The sequence below is a fragment of the Bacillus sp. PPSBB_2 genome (assembly GCF_045291115.1).
GTDB lineage: Bacteria > Bacillota > Bacilli > Bacillales > Bacillaceae_G > Bacillus_A > Bacillus_A cereus.
In genome coordinates, this window is the sequence record NZ_CP147983.1 from 1,655,536 (window position 1) to 1,677,108 (window position 21,573).

A 21,573-nucleotide genomic window follows, 5' to 3' on the forward strand; every position below is an offset into this window, starting at 1 on the left:
AGAACACACAGATAATTCTTTATCTTTTATATAAATCATCCCCCAAGGAGGACAATGAAAATGAGAAAAAAAGTGAGAAAATCTTTTAAACAATTATTAATTGAAAATAAACAATCACTATTAAATAATAAAGAAAATATGAAGGAAATTGAAGAGAGAATTGAGAAACGACATGTAGCATATAGTGGTGCTAGTAATTAAATAAAATAAAAAAGATAGCCTATGCAGGCTATCTTTTTTATTTTATATTGAAAAAACGCTATTCATCTCTTTAATTTATGTAAATTTGCAAGATATTTTTATAGCGTTTTTCTATCAATATTACTCATTTTTCGAGGTTGAAATTGGTATATACCAATTTTTGAGATTCGCTATTCATAATATTACAAAAAATGTTACAATACACTCAAATTTATACTATAAAATCATTTTAATATGAAAAATTGGAATGAAAAGAAAGGAGAGGAATATGAATAAAGATGTCGCTTTGAAATGATTATTATCATTTCATTAGGAGTTGATGTAAAAAGATGAAGAGATACGAGGAATTGGATTCTATAAGAGGGATTTCTTCATTAATAGTAATGATCGGTCATCATTTAATGATTTTTTCAGCATTTCAAAATTACAGTTATGAAGATAATAAACCATTTGTTGTGTATCTATTAAAAGAAACGCCTGCTCGTCTAATTTTTAGTAGTGGTAACGAATCAGTTATTATCTTTTTTGTTTTGAGCGGATTTGTTTTGTATGAATCTATTCAAAAAAACTATAGTAGCTATGGGTCATACCTTTTAAAACGTATATGCAGAATATATATTCCTTATATTGTGGCAATAATTATAGCTATTGTATGCCAGATTACAATTAGTGAATATGGTATTTCTTATTTAAGTGAATGGTTTAATCGCTCATGGACGATTGAAAGTTCTTCAAGCTTAATCGCACAACATATTTTATTGGTTGGGAAATATAATACAGATGCATATAACGGTGTGATTTGGTCACTTGTCCATGAAATGCGAATATCAATAATTTTCCCGTTAATTTTGATGATTTGCTTACGAAAAACGTTAAGGTGTTCATTACTATTATTGTTTAGTTTTAGTATATGTTCTGTCGTAATATTATTTTTGTTTCGCTCGGGCTTAACATTAACAAGCTATGCATTAACATTGCATTACACAGTGCTGTTTTTACTAGGAGCACTAGTTGCGAAGTATAAAAATAATTTAATAGTTTTTTATAGTAATTGTACTAAAAACACGAAAATTGCATGGTTTTTATTTGCGATTTTACTTTTTATGTATGAAGGGCTTATAGGAGAAATTAAAGTGCTCAATAATTTTATATTTCGAGACTACGTAGTGGCGATAAGTGCATGTTTATTGGTCATATTAAGTTTGTCAATATCAACTTTGTCGTCCTTGCTACATAATAAATATTTGTTATATTTAGGGAAGATTTCTTACAGTCTTTATTTATACCATATTATATCGTTGTTTTCCCTTATATACATGCTCCATGAAATATTACCGTTGCCTATTATTTTAATTTTTTCACTTGTTTTTTCGTTTATACTTGCAATGCTTTCGTATGTATATGTAGAAAAATTTGCATTCGGAGTCGGAAAGTATGTAACAAAACAAGTGGATAGAAGAGAGAAAGGGTTATCTGTAAAGAGTGAATTGCAGGATGTTATTCAGAAAAGGGCGGTGAAATAATTGAAGCAAGAAATGAGTATAAAAGATTTTCAACAATTACTGAAAAGAAGATTCGTAACGATTATTTTAACGATGTGTTGTTTAACCGCTTCTTTAGTTCTTATCTCTATGTATGTTTTAAAGCCGTCATATCAATATTCAACGCAAATTCTTGTTGGGAATTTAGATGAGTTTAATAAGGAAAATTCAACAAATAAAACACAAGAGAATAAGCAACTAGTAACATCGTATGTTGATATTTTAAAAAGCCCATTAATTATTTCAACAGTCAAAAAAACTTTGAAATTAGAGCAATCAAGTTATGAATTAGCACAAAAAATCTCGGTTGTGAATACGGACAACTCACAAATTGTAACTGTTACAGTAAAAGATTCCAATCCGAAAATCGTGAAAGACATTGTAAAGACATTGGCAGAGCAATCACAACAAAGTTTTCAACAGTACACAAATGTACAAGGTGTGAAAGTGTTGACGGATCCTGAGTTACAGGAACAGGCTGAAAAATTGTTTCCAAAATTTCAACTGATCATTCCTATTTCTTTAATTGTTAGTTTTTTTGTTGGGATAGGTTTAGCTGTATTTCAAGATTATTTTGATGAACGTATATACACGGAACAAGATTTAGAGAAAATAACAACAGTCTCTGTTATTGGTCACATAAATATGAAACCGAATAGAAAAAAGAAACCTACAGAGGTTGATAAACAATCATCTATATATCGAGGTGAACATGTCGATGTTTAGGACAAAGAAACAGCTGCCATTCGATCTGCATGATGATCTGATGAAAGAGCAGTTTTATACGGTGTATCACGATCTGAAAAAATCTGGAAAACAACTGTTCACAGTTAGTTCAACGAAGGACAGAGGGGTTGTTGCCTCGCTTATAGTAAATATGGGTCTAGTGTTTGCGGAAATGAAGAAAAAGGTGTTACTTATTGATGTGAATTTTTCTGACCCTAAATTACAGGTATTATTACAAAGTGATCACATGATAACAGTAAACGATATAATAAGCTCTTCCCCCTACAATTATGAATCTTTTTCTAGTAATTTGTCTAAATACTTATATTGTATTCCTGCAAAAAAAACAGTACACACAGGGACGCCCTTAGTTGCTATGGATGAATTTGATAATGCGATTGCTAAGTGGAAAGAAGATTTTGATTACATTTTCTTTTATTCTTCTGAAGTATTTGATCTTCCTGCTACGCACATTATTGCAGAGAAATGCGATGGAGTGGTCTTAGCAGTTAAAAAGCGAAAAGATTCACTACGTACAGTGCAAAAAGTAATAGCGGATATAAATAGGAAAGAATGTGAATTAATAGGTATAATTTTATATTCTTGAATGTGGGGGTAACGATCCATGATTCGTGAAACAAATCAAGCCAAGTTGTATACGATTCCGGCTCAAGAAAAGCCTAGCATATTGAATCGAAGTGTAAAACGCTTGTTTGATATTATATTTTCAATCATATTGTTACTATTAACAATACCAATTATGTTGTTCTTTTGTATTATGATTACCTTAGAAACATCAGGGGCTCCAATATACTTTCAAGAACGTTTAGGTATAAACGGGAAGAAGTTTAATGTATTTAAATTAAGGTCGATGGTAAAGGATGCTGAAATGAACGGACCACAATGGGCAAAAGAACATGATCAAAGAATTACAAAAGTTGGATTGTTTATAAGAAAAACGAGAATTGATGAATTACCGCAACTTTTAAACATTTTAAGAGGAGATATGTCTTTTGTAGGCCCTAGACCAGAGAGAGAGTTTTTTTATAATGAATTTGATGCGTATATTCCAGAATTTAAGGAACGTTTAATAGTAAAACCAGGATTAACAGGATGGGCACAAATAAATGGAGGGTATAATCTTGATCCAAAGGAAAAGTTGAGGCTTGACATGGAGTATATTGAAATGAAAACATTTCGGATGGACATCCGTATTTTATGTAAAACCGTTTTAATTGTATTGAACGGTAATGGTGCAAGATAAATATGTAAACAAACAACATATGTAAGTAGGTTACTTGCAAAGGAGAACTTGTATGGGTAGATCTATTCTAAACAATATTATCCATCTATTTTATAGTACAATTTTAGCTAACCTTCTTCAGGCCGTCAGTTTAATTGTTTTAGCAAACTTTTTTAACGCACAACATTATGGGATGTTTAGTGTTGCCATAGCAGTGACGTTTGTTATGTTATTCTTTACAGACTTAGGACTTAGTAATACGTTTCTTCGAGAAGGGGCAAAGGATGGAGCAGATTTAGAGCAGATTTTATCATCGTATATAAAAATAAGGATGATTCTACTTATTTTTATTTCTATCATCGGTTATATTGCTATTCATTATATGTATGCGGATAAAAATTTAATTTATATGATGATAAACGTAATGTTTTTCATGTTAATAGGATTAACTTGGCAAAACATAGGGATTGCCTATTTTCAACTGACGGAACGTATGAAGTATATAGCGCTCATAAAAGTTGTATCAGCATCAGTTGTCATTATAATTACATGTTTTTGTATTTTCGGAGAGTTACCGGTGTATGTAACGGCTCGTTTATATGCTTTTGGGTATATGATCGGTGGTTTATTTAGTATATATATCATGAGAAGAAAGACGAAAATGAATATGAAAGTCGTAATTCATAAAGCGTTATTTTGGCAATTAACTCCCTTTATTATTAGCGGTTTTTTAATAATGAGTACGCCACAATTAGCACCTATCTTGCTCAACTATACATTGCCATTAAGTATGGTAGGTGTTTTTGCAGTGGCGTACCGGATGCCGGCAGCTTTATATCAAGTACCAGGGGTAATTGCAGGTGCGTTTTTTCCGGTGCTCTTTAAGCATTATAACCAGAATAATTTAGAAGAGCATACGAAATTAAATTTGCTTCAAATTAAATCAATGGCGATTGTAGGAATATGTATGACGATCGGTTTATATCATTTAGCACCATACTTTATTTCTATATTTTTTCATGAGGAATGGAGCAATGCAGTAGAACCACTCCGAATATTATCATTTCTTATTGTGCTACAAAGTTTAAATATTGCTATTGCTGACGGTTTAACGACGAGTGGATGTCAAAATAAGAGAACTGTTGTGCAGTGTGTAGCATTGGTGATCGGTGGGGTTATGCTTTATAGCTTTAGTAGTCTTGGTGGAGTGATAGGAGCAGCATACGCTATGGTTTTATTTGAAATAGTCGCTTTAGTGGGATATATAGCGGTAAGTGTAGTGAAGAAAAAAATTGTATTCCAAATTGTAATACCGTATACAATTTATTTTGGTGTAACCTTTATTGGAGTGCAATATATATTGCATACATATCATTTAATTGCGCTTGTTCTTAATATACTAATTGTACTAGCTGCCATATTCCTATATGATTATGAGCTAAAAAAACTTCTTCTTTCTTTTATAAGAAAAATACGCAAAAAGGATTATATTACGAAACAGGGGATATAGCCTATGGAAAATAATATGAAAGTATCAATGGGATGGATTATTCTTCTAATATTATTTGTCATGTTAAGTAAATACAATTTATATATTGGATTTTCATTGAAGATATATATGATTTTTTTAGTCATATATTTTTGTTTAACAATTAAAGACTTTCATATTCAAAAGTTATATTTTCATGAAGTTATATTTTTACTGTTTTATTTCATTTATTGTTTAAGCGGAATTCTTTCTATGTATTTAAATGCTAGTATTCGTATGATTTTTGGCGTGCTACTCGTTTTAGGATGCTATTTTATAATGAGAAATTTATTGGGGAATACTGAAATAGTGGTACTTGAATCATCTATTGCTTATGTAGGAGTAGTATTTAATGTTGTAAGTCTAATACTCTATATAATCGGTTTACAATACTTTAGTTTATACGGTGGAGAAGAGAGAGAAATTTTTGCTGGTTTATTAGTTGATAGAGGATATCCACGGTTAATTGGATTGCTAGATGATCCTAACATCTTTATTTTCTATAATACAATATTTTTTATGTACTATATGACGAATTTACAAAATATCACTAACATTCTAGGGTTAATTTTATGTGTTACGACGAGTTTATTAACCTTTTCAAGGGGTGGTATACTAGCGCTTGTGCTTGTCGTTTTTGTATATATATGTATGTCTAGTTTCGCTAAAAGAATAAAAATAATTATAAGTTTAGTATTGTTTAGTGTAGTTATTTTTAGTTTATCGAATAGTGTAATGGGGGGCCAATTAGATGACATATTAAATAAACGAATTTCTGATTTTTCCCATGATAATGGAAGTGGTAGATTTACATTATGGGAAGCTGCTTTTAAATATTATTTATCCAATCCATATATCGGAATCGGTGCTTTTAACTTTTCGAATTATTATGAGTATCAATTTAATGAAAAATTATATGTACACAATACATTTTTAGAAATCTTGTCTGAATCGGGTACAATTGGTTTTCTTCTATATAGCGCGTTTTTATTCATATTAATGTTCAAGCTAGCGCAGCATACTTTGTTTCGTGAAAAACCATATCTTCTATTGACTATGATTGCATTTATATTTCAGATGATGTCATTGTCACTCATTATTAACGAAGCATTCTTTTTATTTTTAGCAGTTGTTGTGAAGTATATTTCAATATATGAAGGAAGGGGAAAGGTAGATGGTAAAATGTCTATCAGCACATAACGAGCCGCCTTATGTTTCTGTAATAACACCTTCTTATAATAGTATACGATTTATAGGTGAGACAATTTTATCTGTACAGAATCAATCGTATGAAAACTGGGAAATGCTTATCGTTGATGACGGTTCAACCGACCAATCTGCCACAAAAATTAAAGATATAATAGAAGGAGACTCACGTATTAGGTTATTATCATTAAAACAAAATGTTGGTGCTGCTAAAGCTCGGAATTTAGCGATCCAAGAGGCAAGAGGAAGGTACATTGCCTTTTTAGATAGCGATGATATATGGTTGCCGCATAAATTGAAGACACAATTGTTATTTATGGAAGAAATGAATATTGCTTTTTCATATGCGTCGTATAGTTTAATTGATGAAAACGGTAATGAATTAAATCGTGAAGTGAGTGCACCAAAATCTGTTGACTATCATTATTTAGTAGGAAATACAATTATCGGTTGTTTAACAGTGATGATTGATCGTGAAAAAATTCCATATGTCGAAATGCCTAGTATACAGCCGGAAGATACAGCGTTATGGCTGAACTTATTACATGAAGGGTATGAAGCAAAAGGGATACAGCAAGTGTTAGCAAAATATAGAATTGTTACAAATTCTGTTTCTAGAAATAAAATTAGAGCAGCTTTCCGGTATTGGAAATTGTTAAGGGAACAAGAACGACTGAATTCGGTGCAAATTTTTTACTATTTTAGTAAGTATGCTTATCATGCTTATAAAAAAAATAAAATCAATGTAGTTGGGAAGACGCAATTATGAACATACTGTTGATGACAGATAAATTGATAACTGGCGGAGCCGAAAATTATTTCTGTAAATTAGAAAATAATTTGCATTATGAGGATTTTAAGATTTATACAGCTGCAGGTGATGGAGAACTATATGAATCCCTTACTAGAAAAGAAAATTTTATATTACTTAGTCGATGGAATCATTTGAAAAATATTTATTATTTACGAAACGAAATTTGTAAACGAAAGATAGAACTTATTCATGCAAATAGTTTGCGAATGGTATTATGTGCTTTTCTACTTCAAAAGTTTATTAAAAAAAAGATGAAAATTGTTTATACGAAACACAATGTAACGATATTAGAAAAGAAAATGCCAACGCTTTTTCGGTATTTCATGAATAAATATGTGAACAATATTATTACAGTAAGTGAGTTTGAAAAGAACAATTTAATTTCAATTCATGTAGCAGAAGAAAAAATAAATACAATTTATAACGGTGTTGATATTGAAAAGTTTTTATTCCAGCAGAAAAAGAAAGAATCTACATATAAAATAGGGATATTAGCTAGATTATCCAAAGAGAAAAACCATCAACTATTTGTCAAAATTGCAAATGTGTTGAAAAAGAGAAATGATTTTATGTTTTATATTGCTGGTGATGGACCAGAGAAAGAATCGATTATGAAAGAAATAGAAAAATATGGATTGCAGCAAAGGGTGAAGATGCTAGGGAATATTTCAGAGCCGCATGAGTTTATAGGGAATATGGACGCCTTACTTTTATTATCTTTTCGTGAAGTGTTTCCAATGGTAGTAATTGAAGCGATGGCTACAGGGACACCAATTGTTTCAATAGATGTTGGTGGAATACATGAAGCGGTAATAGATGGAGAGTCAGGTGTTTTGATATCTGAATATTGCGAATCCAAATTCGCAAGTGCGCTTGAGGAACTACAAGGGAATGAAGAAAAGGTAACTGCTATTAGATTGAAAGCACGAGAGAAAGCAATGAGATATTTCTCGTTAACTAAAATGATAGAGGAAACGAAAAATATATATGAATTAAACAAATGACCGAGTAGGTCGTTTGTTTTTTTTATTATAGAAACTTTTAAGAGACAACTCACATATTATATGAAAAAGGTAATATGAGGAGTGAATTTATTTTGTCAGAATATATTTCATCCCAAGAAGATTGTGCGCCAGAAAGTAGCGTTCATATTGATTGTTTTGGCGCAGTTCCAAACTCGGGAAATGATAGCTCATTAGCAATTCAGCAAGCTATTGATTATTGTGTAGCGAATCGAATTTCGACGGTTAGAATTACAGGGGTAAATACGTACAAAATTGTAAAGCCGATTGTTATTAAATCAAACGTAAGATTAGAGTTGGATCCTACCGTAACACTGCAAATTGATGGGGATTTTAATGCATTTGAGCTACAAAGTAACGCTTCGATAGTTGGTGGTACTCTTCAAGTTATAAATCCATTGTTTCAATCTGCTGTTATTTATGTTTCTGGTTCACAACAAATCGAAGTACCTAATCAATCTGTTATATCAAATATAAATATAATAAATACAACTCCATCGTATAAAGGAAAAGCTATACATTTTTATTGTCAAAAGGCATGGGATTTTATTAGTTTCTTTCAAGTTAAATTTATTCAAATTAAAAACTTTCAAACTGCAATACATTTGAAGACAGAATATATAAATGATATCAATACACCTTGCTGGATTAACGCCAATGTATTTAAATCTATATTTATTGATGGATGTGTATATGGGATTGAAGTAGATGGAAATAGTGATTTGCCAAATGAAAGTTCAGGAAATACGTTTCATGATATTCAAGTGCAATGTAGACAACAAACGGAAAAAGTAATTCGTTGTTCAGGTGCGTATAATACATTTGATTGTATGATCTGGGATACGTACCGGATGAGTAGTGAACAAATTGTTATTGAATTTTCTTCCAATTCTCATCGTAACTACCTTTTTTCAAATCTGCTTTCGACAACTATTGTAGATAAAGGACAGTACAATGTTTGTAAGTCTACTTATGAAGAATCCCTACGAATTCAGTTACCTTTGACGTTAAATAGACCTCATTTAATAGGAAATCAAGATGATATTTTAGTAAATGCTCAGCAGAAATATAACGTTAAGCAAGTAAGTGGAAAAGTGCCGTACGGGGGAAATCTCACAAATTGCTTTAATTTAATAGATGAACAAAGTGTAAACTATATTGACGTTCCAGATAGTAATCCAGTTGTAATTGAAATGGATTTTACGAAAAAACCAATACAAATGTTAAATTGTTTTGGAATGTATTTTGGATGGGGAGAGAGCCCAAAGAAAATTAAAATTGAATATGCATTAAGTGCAACTGGAAGTTGGGTTATCGCGTTGGATGTTCCATTAAATGTTGGCGATACAATTATATCGAATATGAAGGCGAGTCAGTTATATAAAGTTAGAATTACATTAAGTGGTTATTCTCAAGATCATAAGCGTTTTCGAATTAATCGTATTTTTGCAAGATCTTCTATGGAAAATGGGAGTGCTTGGTTAGCGACAACTGGCGGAAGAATGTTTGGAGATATTGAAATAGAGGCAAGTAAAGGTATAATCATGAAGACTGCTAGTGGAGTGAAATGGAAAGTTACTATTAATGAAGCTGGCCAACTTATTACGACTAAAATAACTTGAGATGGTGTGTAATCGTATATCTTTGGACGAGTTACAACGTAGCGGGATATAGGTAATGAAAAAGAGATTGTAATTTGGTTTCAACCAAACTACAATCTCTTTTTTGTTTCAATTACTTCCACCAAATCCAAGTCCAAAGGTAATTTCGCACATTTCGAGGAGTAATGCGAATGAAGCGTTCACCGTCAAAGAAGCAATTTAAATTTGGAAGTGCTTCATCTGGATTTTCTGGAACAAAGGTGACGATGTTTTCGTTACTTGTAACGGTTACTGTAATTGGTGGGTCGGTAGGCGAGACTTGAAGTTGTAATGAAATATTGGCCGTATTTTTAAATGGATTATTAACAGGTGGGCTTATCACTTGTACTGTGAATAACACGATAATTGTTTCGTTTGGTTCCAAATTAGTAGCGACTAGGAAACCGATATTCGGATTCGCTAGTGGAGAGCGTTCACCGTTAATAAAGACAGTGCCATTTATAAAGTGTAAACCTACTGGAATAGTATCTTGTAAAGAAATATTTGAGATTGAAATTTTGGAAGTATTTGTAATACGTACCGTGTAATCAAAATATTGATTTAAATAAGCTGAGCTGACGGAAGCATTTTTCGTGACTGTTGCAGTTATAAATTGAATTGGTATACGAACAATATTTGAATTAACAATGAAAGTAATAATTGGATCCTGTGGTGTCAATTGAAAGGCAGCGGTAACTGTTGCAGAATTTATAATTGTACTGTTTGAAGGAATAGAAGTTACGAGAACTTGAAATGTTATAATTGCTACTGAATCTGCAGGTAAAGAGCCGATATTAATACCGGTGTCTGGACGAATATTTGGAACGGGAGTACCGTTAATTGTTACACTGTTTTCTATAAATGTTGTACCAGCTGGAATTGTGTCTATAACGGAAGTGCTGATTGTCGGAATTGGGGAGTGATTAAATATCGCTAATGTGAATGTAATGATATCTCCTATAACGACAATAGATTTGTCAGCTATTTTTTCAATGTCAACCATCGGATCAACGACTGTCGTTGTAACGGTATTTGTTTGCTTTGTAATCGTAATAGGTGGTTGGATTGGACCGACAATAGGCGTATAGGAAATAGTAGCATCGTTATTGATTGTAGATTGAAGAGTAGAAGAGGAAATTGTCACTTGGAATGTAATAATAACAGATTCATTTGGAGCAAGATTTCCTAACGTAATACCATTTTCCGGATTCGCATTAGGTTGATTGATTCCGTTAATCGTAACACTACCAATAACAAATGTCGTATCTGCTGGTGCTGTGTCTACTAAAAGAAGGTCTTCGATAATGATATTACCATTATTAGTAATCGTGATGGTATACGTTAAAGTTTGACCGGGTAAGGCACTTGTGAAATCAACAGCTTTTATCGCAATGACATTATCATTTTGGACAGTAGTTGTGACGGTGTTTGTTGTAGTCGTATTTGTAACAGGTACGTTATTTGGGTTGACTATATAGTTAAAAGTAGTAATTGCGTTGTTGTTTAGTTCATTTGGTGTTGGAATAGAAGTCACAGTTACTTGGAATGAAACGATAGCATCTCCACTAATAGTTATAGTACCAATTGGTATGCCGCTTACTGGATTCACTCCTGGAAGAGTTTCTCCGTTTACAATGACGCTATTTTCTATAAACGTAGTACCTTGAGGAATAATATCTTGAATGATTACATCATTTACTGCAACATTACCGGTTTGATTTAGTGTAATCGTATACGTTAACGTATCACCAACCGTTGCAAATGCAAGGTCAACAGCTTTATTACTATTCAAATTTGCGTGATTAATTTCTGTTGCGGCAGCTGATGAAATAATAGTTTCGGTAATAGGTGGTCGATCTGGTACCGTGTATTCATATTCAATTGTACTCGTGTTAGAGATTGGATTTGTTTGTGGAATCGAAGTAACCCGTACTTGGAATAGAATGGTTGCTGTCGTATTAGGTGGAATAGTATCAATTTGTATACCGTTAAGAGGGTTGTCATTTGGCCGAGCGTTGCCGTTCACAATAACACTATTCTCTATAAAGCTCGTATTTGCCGGGATAATATCTGTAACAATAATGTTTTCGACTTGTATATTTCCGTTATTTATGATGGAAATTGTATAAGGGATGATAGTTTGTAAGTCAGCATATTGGATAGGTGTTGTTTTTGTCGCAATTACATTAGCGGAAATAACTTCAGTGAAGGTAATATTGCTAGTCGATATTTGTTCTTCCGTGTTTATTGTATAACGAGAAGTTGATTGATTTTGAACATGACCGCTAGCAGGAAGAGCTACGACGGTAACAGAAAATGTGACTGGGATAGAAGTGTTAGGAGCAATCGTTCCTACAAGTATACCTACACTTGGATTGGCGTTAAGCTGAGGAATGTTATTTACTAAAACGCTACCGTCAATAAAGGTTGTTCCATCAGGTATATTGTCTGTAAATACAACAGCAGTGGCATCCGTATTCCCTGTATTCGTTAAAGTTGTTGTATAGGTTAAAATGTCACCAATCGTTACAGAGGTTAAATCAACGGTTTTAAGTGAAACGATATCAGCATCATTAATTTGAACAAAAGTAGTATTGGAAGTAGTAGATTTTTGAATTGGTGCAAAGTCAGGATTGAAAATAAAGTCGTAGACGATGTTTGCAGTATTAGGTGTTGGATTTACAGTAGGTAAATTCGTAACGGAAACTTGGAATGTTATTGTAGTCATTTGACCTGCTGCGACATTAGGAATGGAAAAGCCGATATTCGGATCTGCTGCAGGAAGTACAGTATTATTAACTATTACACTTCCTGGAATAAATACTGTTCCATCCGCTATAGTATCTGTAAAAAAGATGGAGTTAGTTGTAGCCGATCCATTATTTTGAATGAATACTGTATATTCAATGGTTTCATCAATAGTAGCTAATACAGTATTAGCAGATTTTGTAGTAATAAGAATAGCATCAATAAATTGTATGTTTGTAGCATTGGAAGAGGTCGTTTCTGAAATTGGTGGTGTGCTTGGGTCTGGTCGATACTCATAGTGAATGACGGCGATATTATTAATGTTATTTTGTGGCGGTATAGAGACTACGCTTACTTGGAACGTAACAATAATCGTATTATTTGGAAGAATTATATCAAGGTTGATACCGGTAATTGGATTTTCGTTAGGTCTTGGTACGCCATCTACAAGAATGCTATTTGGAACGAATGTGGTGCCAGAAGCAATTGCGTCAAGTAGGAGAGTGTTTGTAATAGGTATTGTACCGGCGTTTGTAACTGCGACTGTATATGTGATGATTTGACCGATACGTGTAATGGATCTGTTAGCGGATTTAATTGCACTAACATTTGCCGTTCGCACTTCAGTATTTACTGCATTTGATAACGATCTACGCTGAATAATTGGAGAACTAGGATCAATTTGGTATTCGTACGAAGTGTCTGAAATATTAATGACTGTATTGCCCTCTGGTATATTTGTAAGTTGTACTTGGAATGAAATAGTGACTGTTTCATTTGGTTGTATCGTGCCGAGAGTTACTCCGTTTTCAGGATTCACGCCAGGCTGAATTACATTATTTATTGCTAAGCTATCTTCAATGAATATAGTACCTTCTGGAATGGTATCAATGAACACGATATTGTTAGCCGGAACGGTTCCTATATTTTGAAGTGTATTTGTGTAGGTAATCATTTGCCCGATTGATACGAAGTTTACATCCGCACTTTTAACAGAAATAATATTTGCATTTTGAAGTGATGTTGTAACAATGTTAGAATTTGCAGAGCGATTTACTGGTGGGGCTGTAGGAATACTTACATATTGGTAAGTTGCTGAAGATTGATTTACAATTTCAGTTTCATTCGGTGGATTATTTGTTTGCACTTGAAATAGTATCGTTTTGGAACTGTTTGCTGGAATTGTTCCAATCGGTATTCCGTTTTCAGGATTTACACCTAGCTGAAGGACACCGTTAATTGTGACACTATCGGGAACGAATGTAGTCCCAGCTGGAATAGAATCTGTGAAATTAATATTTATTGCGTCAACATTACCGACATTTTTCACTTCAGAAATATAAAGGATAGTTCCACCGATATCTACAGTTGTTGGATTGGATGTTTTTGTAATTGCCAATTGTGCTTGCACGAAATTTGTAATGACGATATTACTAGTAGATGTTTCAGTAATAGGCGGTTGCCCTGGGTTTGGTTGGATTGTATATGTTGTATTGGATTGATTTGTAATCGATTCTTGGGAGAATGAATCGTTAATAAGAATTTGGAACGAAATAAGGTGAGTAGCGTTTGCTGCTAAAGTAGGTAAAGTAACACCTACATTTGGATTGGCATCAAGTATAGTTGTTCCGTTAAGTGTAAAACTATTTTCTACGAATGTAGTATCTTGAGGGATCGTATCTGAAAATATGAGATTCGTAGCTGGAATATTTCCTGTATTTTCCAGTGTTATTGTGTAAGTCAAAATATCACCTGTTGTTGCTTGTTGTGCATTGACTGCTTTTAAAGAAAGGATAGTCGCATCCGAAATTTGTGTGAAAGCAGGATTAGACGTAATTGTTCGAGAGATGATAGGAGCAGTTGGATCGGCGATAAAAGTATAGTCAATACGGGCTGTATTAGAAATTGGGTTTACGCTTGGAATAGATTGAACGATAACCTGGAATGTTACAGTGACGTTTTCTGACGGTGCGATGGAGTTTAATGGTATTCCTGCGTTAGGATCGGCACCTGAAACGGAAACGCTATTAATAGTTACGCTATTCGAAATAAATGCAGTTCCTTCTGGGACCAAATCTGTTAAAGTAACTGTATTTGCAGTAGTATTCCCGTTGTTTTGAACGACTACGGTATAAGTGATTGTACCGTCAGTAGATTGTACGGGAGAATCTGTACTTTTAATTACGGATAACGATGCATCAACAACAGCTGTATTAACCGTATTAGACGAGGATGTTGCTGTAACAGGAGGTTGACTTGGATCGACAATATACGTGTAACTTGTAAGTGCTTGATTTATAATTGCTCCTTGCGGTGGAATAGAACTTGCAAGAAATTGGAACGTAATAGTAGCGGAATCACCTGGTGCGATAATACCAACTGGAATACCGAGAGTTGGACTTGCATCTGGAAGTGAAATCCCGTTGAGCGTAACACTATTTGGAACAAATAATGCTCCTTCAGGAACTCCGTTAATGAGTAATACAGAGTTTGCAGGGAAGTTTCCAGTATTCGTTAATGTTGCTGTATACGTAATTATATCCCCGATAGATACAATTGAGCGATTTGCTTGTAAAACAGTTGTAACAGTCGCGTTATTAATTTGTGTTGAAGCGCTATTAGAATTTATCGTGCCTGTAACAGGAGGAGAGGCCGGATCAACGATGAATGTGTATTGAATAGATGCTACGTTTGTAATCGGATTTGAAGGTGGAGTTGATGTAACTATGACTTGGAAAGTAACGGTTAAGGAACTACCTGCGCTAATTGTTCCGATATTCACTCCGTTATTTGGATTTTCACCTGGAATGGTACTTCCATTTACAGCAAAACTATTTTCAACAAAGGTTGTTCCTGCTGGAACTGGGTCTGAGAAATTTACATTCGTAGCGTTTGTATTGCCGCTATTTTGAATCAAAACTGTATAAGTGATCGTATCTCCAATATTTGCAAAGGCTGTATTAGCAGTTTTTACAGCTGAAAGTATTGCTGTATTAATAGAAGTAACGAAGACATTCGTTTCCACATTGCCAGGCTGAGCCAGTAATGCATTGCCTACGTTATATTGGAAGTTAACAAATCCTAAGTTTTGGAGTTCAGGTGTGAACGTTGTTGGATTACTTACGATTTGTACTTGGAATATGATTGTAACAGTTTGATTTGGATTGATTGTATTTATGCCAACACCGTTAATAATCGAAGCGGATGGTAATGGAGCGCCATCAACAATAACTGATCCTGCAACAAATTGTGTCCACGATGGTAAAGGGTCTGAGAATATAGCGTTGTTAGCAGGAATATTGCCTGTGTTCGTAATAGTCGTTGTATACGTAATCGTATCACCAATCGTTGCAAAAGTTTTATCTCCTATTTTAATAGTATTTAAAATAGCACTTTCAATTTTTGTTGTAACGTTGTTAGAAATAATATTTTTTGAAACTGGAGGATTAGCTGGATTAACGATATGTTGAAAGCTAACGCTAGCTTGATTAGTAATTGGATTTATAGGCGGAATTTCATTGGCGATAATGTTAAATGCTACGATGACAGATTCGTTTGGCGCGATATCACCGATTGGAACGCCTGTAATGATATCTGCATTTGGGATGCTAGTTCCGTTCAGTGTAAAGCTATTCGGTTCAAAGGAAGTTCCGTCTGGAATAAGGTCGGTAAAAATAACATTCGTTGCACTCACATTTCCGCTATTTGTAATTGTAACGGTGTAGGTAATATCCTGCCCGATATCTACCGTAGATACATTTGAATTTTTTTGTGCAGTAAGGATAGCGCTATTAATTTCTGTTGTCGTTGTATTAGATTGATTGGAAGTTGTAATAAGTGGCTGGCTAGGATCAACGACATAATGATATGTGGTAGAAGCAGAGTTAGAAATGGGATTAAGTGTTGGAAGTGTAATAACAGTTGCTTGGAATGTAACGATTGCCGTATTACCACCATTAATGGAACCAATATTTACACCAGTTGATAAATCGGCGTTTGGAATGGTTTGCCCATTAGCTGTGAAACTATTTGGAACGAAACTTAAATTGTTATCAAGAATATCGATAATAGTTACATCAGTTGCGGTCACATTTCCGGTATTAGGAAGGTTAAGTGTAAATGTTATTGTATTACCAACATCCGCAAAAGTAAGGTTTGCTGTTTTGGTACTAATAATAGTTGCGTTGTTTATTTGAAGGAGTGTAGTGTTGGAAGTAGCTGCACTTGAAACGGGAGGATTAACAGGATCAACAGTAAATTCATACGTCGTTGATGCTGTATTTGGTGCTGGGTTATTAGGAGGAATATTGTTTACTGTAACTTGAAAGACGATACTATATATTTCATTTGGTGGAAGTGTTGCAAGTAATACACCTGTATTTGGATCCGCGTTAGGTTGTAAAACGCCATCGACAGTTAATGTGTTAGGAACAAATGTGAGTCCACTTGGTAATGTATCTGTGAATACAATATTAGTTGCATCGGTATTGCCTACATTGGTAATAGAAGTAGTATAAAAAGCAGTTTGCCCGATATCTGCAAAGGATACACTTTCATTTTTCGTCATAGACAATATTGCTTCGTTAATTTGGGTTGAAACAGGATTACTAATTGAAGTTTCTGCATCAGGTGGTGAGACTAATTGATACGATGTTGATGAGAAATTTACAATTGGGTTTTGGTTTGGTAATGATGTTACAGTAACTTGGAACGAAACTGTTACTGTAGTCCCGGCTGTTATTGTCCCAATATTCACACCGTTCGATGGATCCGCCCCACTTTGAGGAACTCCGTTAATAGAAAATGTGTTTGCAATAAATGTAGTGACGCTTGGCACTGTATCTGTAAATATAACATTTTGTGCAGATGAGTTTCCATTGTTTGTTAAAATGACAGTATAAGTGAGTGTGTCTCCAATACGACTAAAGGATTTATCGACTTGTTTTAATGAAAGAATGTTAGCTGTATTAATCGTAGTAAACACTGTGTTTGAAGTAACGTTTCTTGAAACAATCGGTGCATTTGGATCAGCGATAAATGTGTAAGAAGCAGTAGCGGAATTGGCTACAGGATTTTGGTTTGGTGTAGAAGTAGCAGTAACTTGAAATGCGATAGATATTGAGTTGTTAGGAGCAATTGATCCGACTGTTATACCTGTATTAGGATCGAGTCCGATGTGTGTACTGCCATTGATTGTGACACTATTCGGAATGAACGTTGTGCCGTTTGGAATAAGATCAGTGAAAGTAATATTCGTTGCATTTGTATTGCCATTATTCGTTAAAATGGTTGTATAGGTAATGGTATCACCTAGTGTAACAATTGTTTGATCGACCGATTTTGCCATCGTTATCATAGCATCTAGTACCGGATTTGTAACGATATTCGTTGAAGTAGAAGTTGTAATAGGAGTTCCGTTTGGATCGACAGAATAAGAATATAAAATTGTGTCATTACCCATAATTGAACTTGAAGGGGGAACAGAAAGAACATTTGCTTGGAAAGTAACGGTTACTGTTTCACCAGGAGCGATATTTGGCATAGTTACTCCAAGTGCTGGTTGCGCACCAGATTGCTGAACCCCATTTATTTTGACTGAGTTTGGTATAAAGGTAGTGTTAGCTGGAATTGCGCTCGTGAACGTTATATTCGTTGCAGTCGTATTTCCTGTATTTGTAATAGTTGTTGTATACGTAATCGTATCTCCAACAGAAATGATAGATTTATCAACGCTTTTTTTGGTCGTTAATATTGCACTATTAATTGTTGTCGAAACAGCATTAGATACGTTCGTTTGTGTTACGGCAGGTTGGCTAGGATCAACTACATGTGCAAATTGTACAGAACTAAAATTAGAAATTGGATTTATACTTGGAATGTTTGTAACAAGTACGTTGAGAGTAATCACGGCCGTTCCATTTGGGTTTATATTTCCAATCTGAATCCCGTTAGATGGATTTCCGATTTGCTGTGTACCAGAATCGTTTGTAAGAGTGCCAGATATGAATGTCGTCCCATCAGGTAAAGTATCCGTGAAAATTATATTTTGTGAAGTGACATTTCCAGGGTTACTTAATGTAATTGTATAAGAAATTGTATCACCAATCGTTGCGAAAATTTTATCTACAGATTTGATTGCCACAATTTCTCCAGAATTTATTTGTGTCGAAACAGAATTAGATGTCGTATTTCGTGAAACAAGTGGTAAATTAGGTCCTGTCATAAATTTATAATCAATAGAAGCGCCGTTTACAACCGGTGAGTTTGGTCCGCCTGGTCCAATTGTGAAAATTGGATTTGGAATGCTAACTACTTGCACACGGAAGGTAACATTTATAAAATTTCCGGCAATAATATCTCCAATTGGTATCCCGTTCGCTGGATTTACTCCAGGTAATAAAACTCCGCCTACTCGAACGCTATCTTCTATAAATACTGCGTCATTTGGAATCGGATCTGTAAAAATGATATTCGTAGCAGTTGTGTTTCCTACATTTTCTAATAAAACTGTATACGTTAAAAATGAATTTCCAGGTGCTATGTCAGAAAATAGCCGATCCACACTTTTCGTTGCTTGAATAATTGCTTCGTTAATTTGAACTAAAGTTGGATTACTTGTAGCTGTTTCTGTCACCGGCGGCTGGGTAGGATCAATAATGATCGAGTATGTCGTGCTAGACTGGTTCAAAGTTGGATTTGTAACTGGTATTGAGCCAACGATAGCTTGAAAGCTAATTGTTGTCGTTCCTCCAACTGGAATTGAGTCTAAAGAAATCCCGCTATCTGGTCTAAATCCAAGTTGTGGGATGGTATTAATTTGTACGCTATCAGGAACGAATGAAAGTTCAGGTGGTAATATATCGATAAAAACAGGTGTGTTTGCGGCAGTATTTCCGCTATTGGTGAGGGTAGTTGTATACGTAATTGTATCTCCAACAGCAGCAAAAGCACTGCTTGCAGTTTTTGTTGCGATAACAGAAGCAGTATTTACTTGTGTAAAGGTTTTATTAGATTGAACTGTTCGTGAAACTGGCGGTTCATTTATATCTACAATAAAGCTATATTGAAGCGATGATTTATTCGGGATTGGATTAGGGTTTGGAAGTGTTGTAATGTTTACTTGAAAACTGAGTGTAGCAGATGCATTTGAATTCAAGTTACCAATATTGATACCGTTTTGTGGATTTGCATTCGGAACGGTTACACCATTTATCTTAAAGCTATTTGGGATAAAGGTAGTACCGTTTGGAATTGTATCAGTAAAAATAATGTTGTTCGCAGTAGTATTTCCGTTGTTTGTAACAGCTGAAGTGAATGTAATTGTATCACCAATTGTAGCGAAAGTTGTACTAGCGCTTTTATTTATTACTAAAGTAGCGTCAATAATTGGTGTAACTGTTGTATTTGTTACAGTGCTACCAACAGCAGGAGATTGGTTTGGATTTACGGTATATTCATAATTTACAAGAGCATTATTTGTTAATGTGCCACTAGGTGGTATCGCTAAAATTTGTGCTTGAAAAGTAATGAATACAGTATCTCCTGGCGAAATATCTGCCAAGTGAACACCAAGTGATGGATCTAATCCTGGTTGTGGAACATTATTGATCGTTACGGAGTTTTGGATAAATGAAGCTCCTGCGCCAAGCCCATCTGTTAAAACAGTTGCACTAGCAGGGGTATTACCTGTATTTGTTACTGCAATCGTATAAGTAACGATATCTCCAATTGCAGCATTCGGTGTGTTCACTGATTTTGTAGCGATAATCGTAGCGTTATTAATTTGAGTTGTTATTACGTTACTTAACGTATTGGCGGATGCTGGAGGTAAGTTAGGGTCTATGACGTACTGGTACGTTGTATTGCTTTGGTTCGGGATTGGATTTGGGTTCGGTATAGAATTTACTTGTACTTGGAACGAGATGATCGTATTTGCATTCTGATTTATTGGATCGATTGCAATTCCGCTTGCTGGATTGACATTAGGCAGTGTATTCCCATTTACAGTAACACTATTAGGAATAAACGATGTTCCGTTTGGAATTACATCTGTAAATATTACATTTGATGCAAGTGTGTTCCCGTTATTCGTTAAAGTAGTCGTGTACGTAATAATATCATTTACGTTAGCAAACTGTTTATCTGCAGATTTAGTAGCGGCAATTGAGGCGTTATTAATAGTTGTCTGTACAGTGTTAGAAGCAACCATCTGCATCACAGCAGGTTTGGATGGATCATACGTATATTGGAATGTTGTGCCTGATTGATTTGTAATTGGGTTTACAGCAGGGATAGTTGGTACAAAAACTTGAAATGCAACGGTGCGTGATGAATTCGCTCCTATCGTACCAATTGAAATGCCGGTGGCAGGATTTGCGTTAGCTACAGGGACATTATTAATCGTTACAGTATTAGGAATGAAGAGGGTACCCGCTGGAATGATATCTGTAAACGTTACATTAGCAGCAGGGATATTCCCGTTATTTGTTAAAATAGTTGCATATAGTATGAGGGTGTTGCAAAACTCATAAATATCCAAAAATGAATGCATAAAAAAATCCGTTTTCCTGGAAAAATGATAGTAACCGAAACTATCTCCAGAAAGGACGGATTTACTAGTATGATAACCAAATTTGATGAAAATCAATCCATTTTACAGATTTTATTTGCATACGTAGACAGTTTAACTATTGAAGGCGTTCCGCCTGTGACAGGTCGCCCACCAATCTGTAGAAAAGCCTTACTGAAATGCTTTTTCTTGAAAACTGTATTTCAAATTGACTCTTTACGCAAATTAACACGTTTTTTGCATCAATATCCTTCATTTCGTGTATCTTGTGGTTTATATTTCGTTCCTCACGTTTCTACTTTTTCACGTGTAGGTACTTGGTTTCGTGAAAAGGG

Annotated in this window: 11 protein-coding genes and 1 pseudogene; 11 read left to right on the top strand and 1 reads right to left on the bottom strand. The window is 34.3% G+C overall.

Annotation, left to right across the window (positions count from 1 at the left end; genetic code table 11):
- The first annotated feature begins 60 nt into the window (after nucleotides 1-60).
- The 10 genes from V6946_RS08410 to V6946_RS08455 all read left to right on the top strand — a co-directional run bounded on the left by V6946_RS08410 (nucleotide 61) and on the right by V6946_RS08455 (nucleotide 9,903).
- On the top strand, nucleotides 61-201 hold the full coding sequence (locus V6946_RS08410; protein ID WP_001228048.1) for an FbpB family small basic protein: 141 nt from the start codon (nucleotides 61-63) through the stop codon (nucleotides 199-201).
- A 329-nt stretch (nucleotides 202-530) separates the two neighbouring features.
- Nucleotides 531-1,724, top strand: a complete 1,194-nt coding sequence (locus V6946_RS08415; RefSeq protein WP_025709246.1) for an acyltransferase — start codon at nucleotides 531-533, stop codon at nucleotides 1,722-1,724.
- The gene (locus V6946_RS08420) at nucleotides 1,725-2,468 is read left to right on the top strand and encodes a YveK family protein (RefSeq protein ID WP_006928690.1); all 744 of its coding nucleotides are present in this window, start codon (nucleotides 1,725-1,727) and stop codon (nucleotides 2,466-2,468) included.
- Nucleotides 2,455-3,075 carry a CpsD/CapB family tyrosine-protein kinase gene (locus tag V6946_RS08425; protein ID WP_025709243.1) on the top strand — a complete coding sequence of 207 codons (621 nt, stop codon included), beginning with the start codon at nucleotides 2,455-2,457 and terminating at the stop codon, nucleotides 3,073-3,075. The genes V6946_RS08420 and V6946_RS08425 overlap by 14 nt, the downstream gene beginning before the upstream one ends.
- 18 nt (nucleotides 3,076-3,093) lie before the next feature.
- Nucleotides 3,094-3,732, top strand: coding sequence for a sugar transferase (locus V6946_RS08430; RefSeq protein WP_000617648.1), 639 nt, complete (start codon nucleotides 3,094-3,096; stop codon nucleotides 3,730-3,732).
- Nucleotides 3,733-3,784: 52 nt separating this feature from the next.
- Nucleotides 3,785-5,221: an oligosaccharide flippase family protein gene (locus V6946_RS08435; protein ID WP_006928695.1), complete on the top strand. Its 1,437-nt coding sequence runs from the start codon at nucleotides 3,785-3,787 to the stop codon at nucleotides 5,219-5,221.
- Between the two features lie 3 nt (nucleotides 5,222-5,224).
- Nucleotides 5,225-6,439 (top strand): O-antigen ligase, encoded by a 1,215-nt coding sequence (locus V6946_RS08440; protein ID WP_006928697.1) that lies wholly within the window; start codon nucleotides 5,225-5,227, stop codon nucleotides 6,437-6,439.
- Nucleotides 6,414-7,214: a glycosyltransferase family 2 protein gene (locus V6946_RS08445; protein ID WP_000237682.1), complete on the top strand. Its 801-nt coding sequence runs from the start codon at nucleotides 6,414-6,416 to the stop codon at nucleotides 7,212-7,214. Before V6946_RS08440 ends, V6946_RS08445 begins: the two co-directional genes overlap by 26 nt.
- Nucleotides 7,211-8,263: a glycosyltransferase family 4 protein gene (locus tag V6946_RS08450; protein WP_366981989.1), complete on the top strand. Its 1,053-nt coding sequence runs from the start codon at nucleotides 7,211-7,213 to the stop codon at nucleotides 8,261-8,263. The genes V6946_RS08445 and V6946_RS08450 overlap by 4 nt, the downstream gene beginning before the upstream one ends.
- A gap of 92 nt (nucleotides 8,264-8,355) precedes the next feature.
- Nucleotides 8,356-9,903 (top strand): hypothetical protein, encoded by a 1,548-nt coding sequence (locus V6946_RS08455; protein WP_366981990.1) that lies wholly within the window; start codon nucleotides 8,356-8,358, stop codon nucleotides 9,901-9,903.
- A gap of 112 nt (nucleotides 9,904-10,015) precedes the next feature.
- Here V6946_RS08455 and V6946_RS08460 read toward each other — a convergent pair.
- A pseudogene (locus V6946_RS08460) lies at nucleotides 10,016-21,181 on the bottom strand (beta strand repeat-containing protein); the annotation flags it as partial.
- Nucleotides 21,182-21,289: 108 nt separating this feature from the next.
- Here V6946_RS08460 and V6946_RS08465 point away from each other — a divergent pair.
- On the top strand, nucleotides 21,290-21,573 hold a 284-nt coding region (locus V6946_RS08465; RefSeq protein ID WP_406622057.1), incomplete at its 3' end, for a transposase.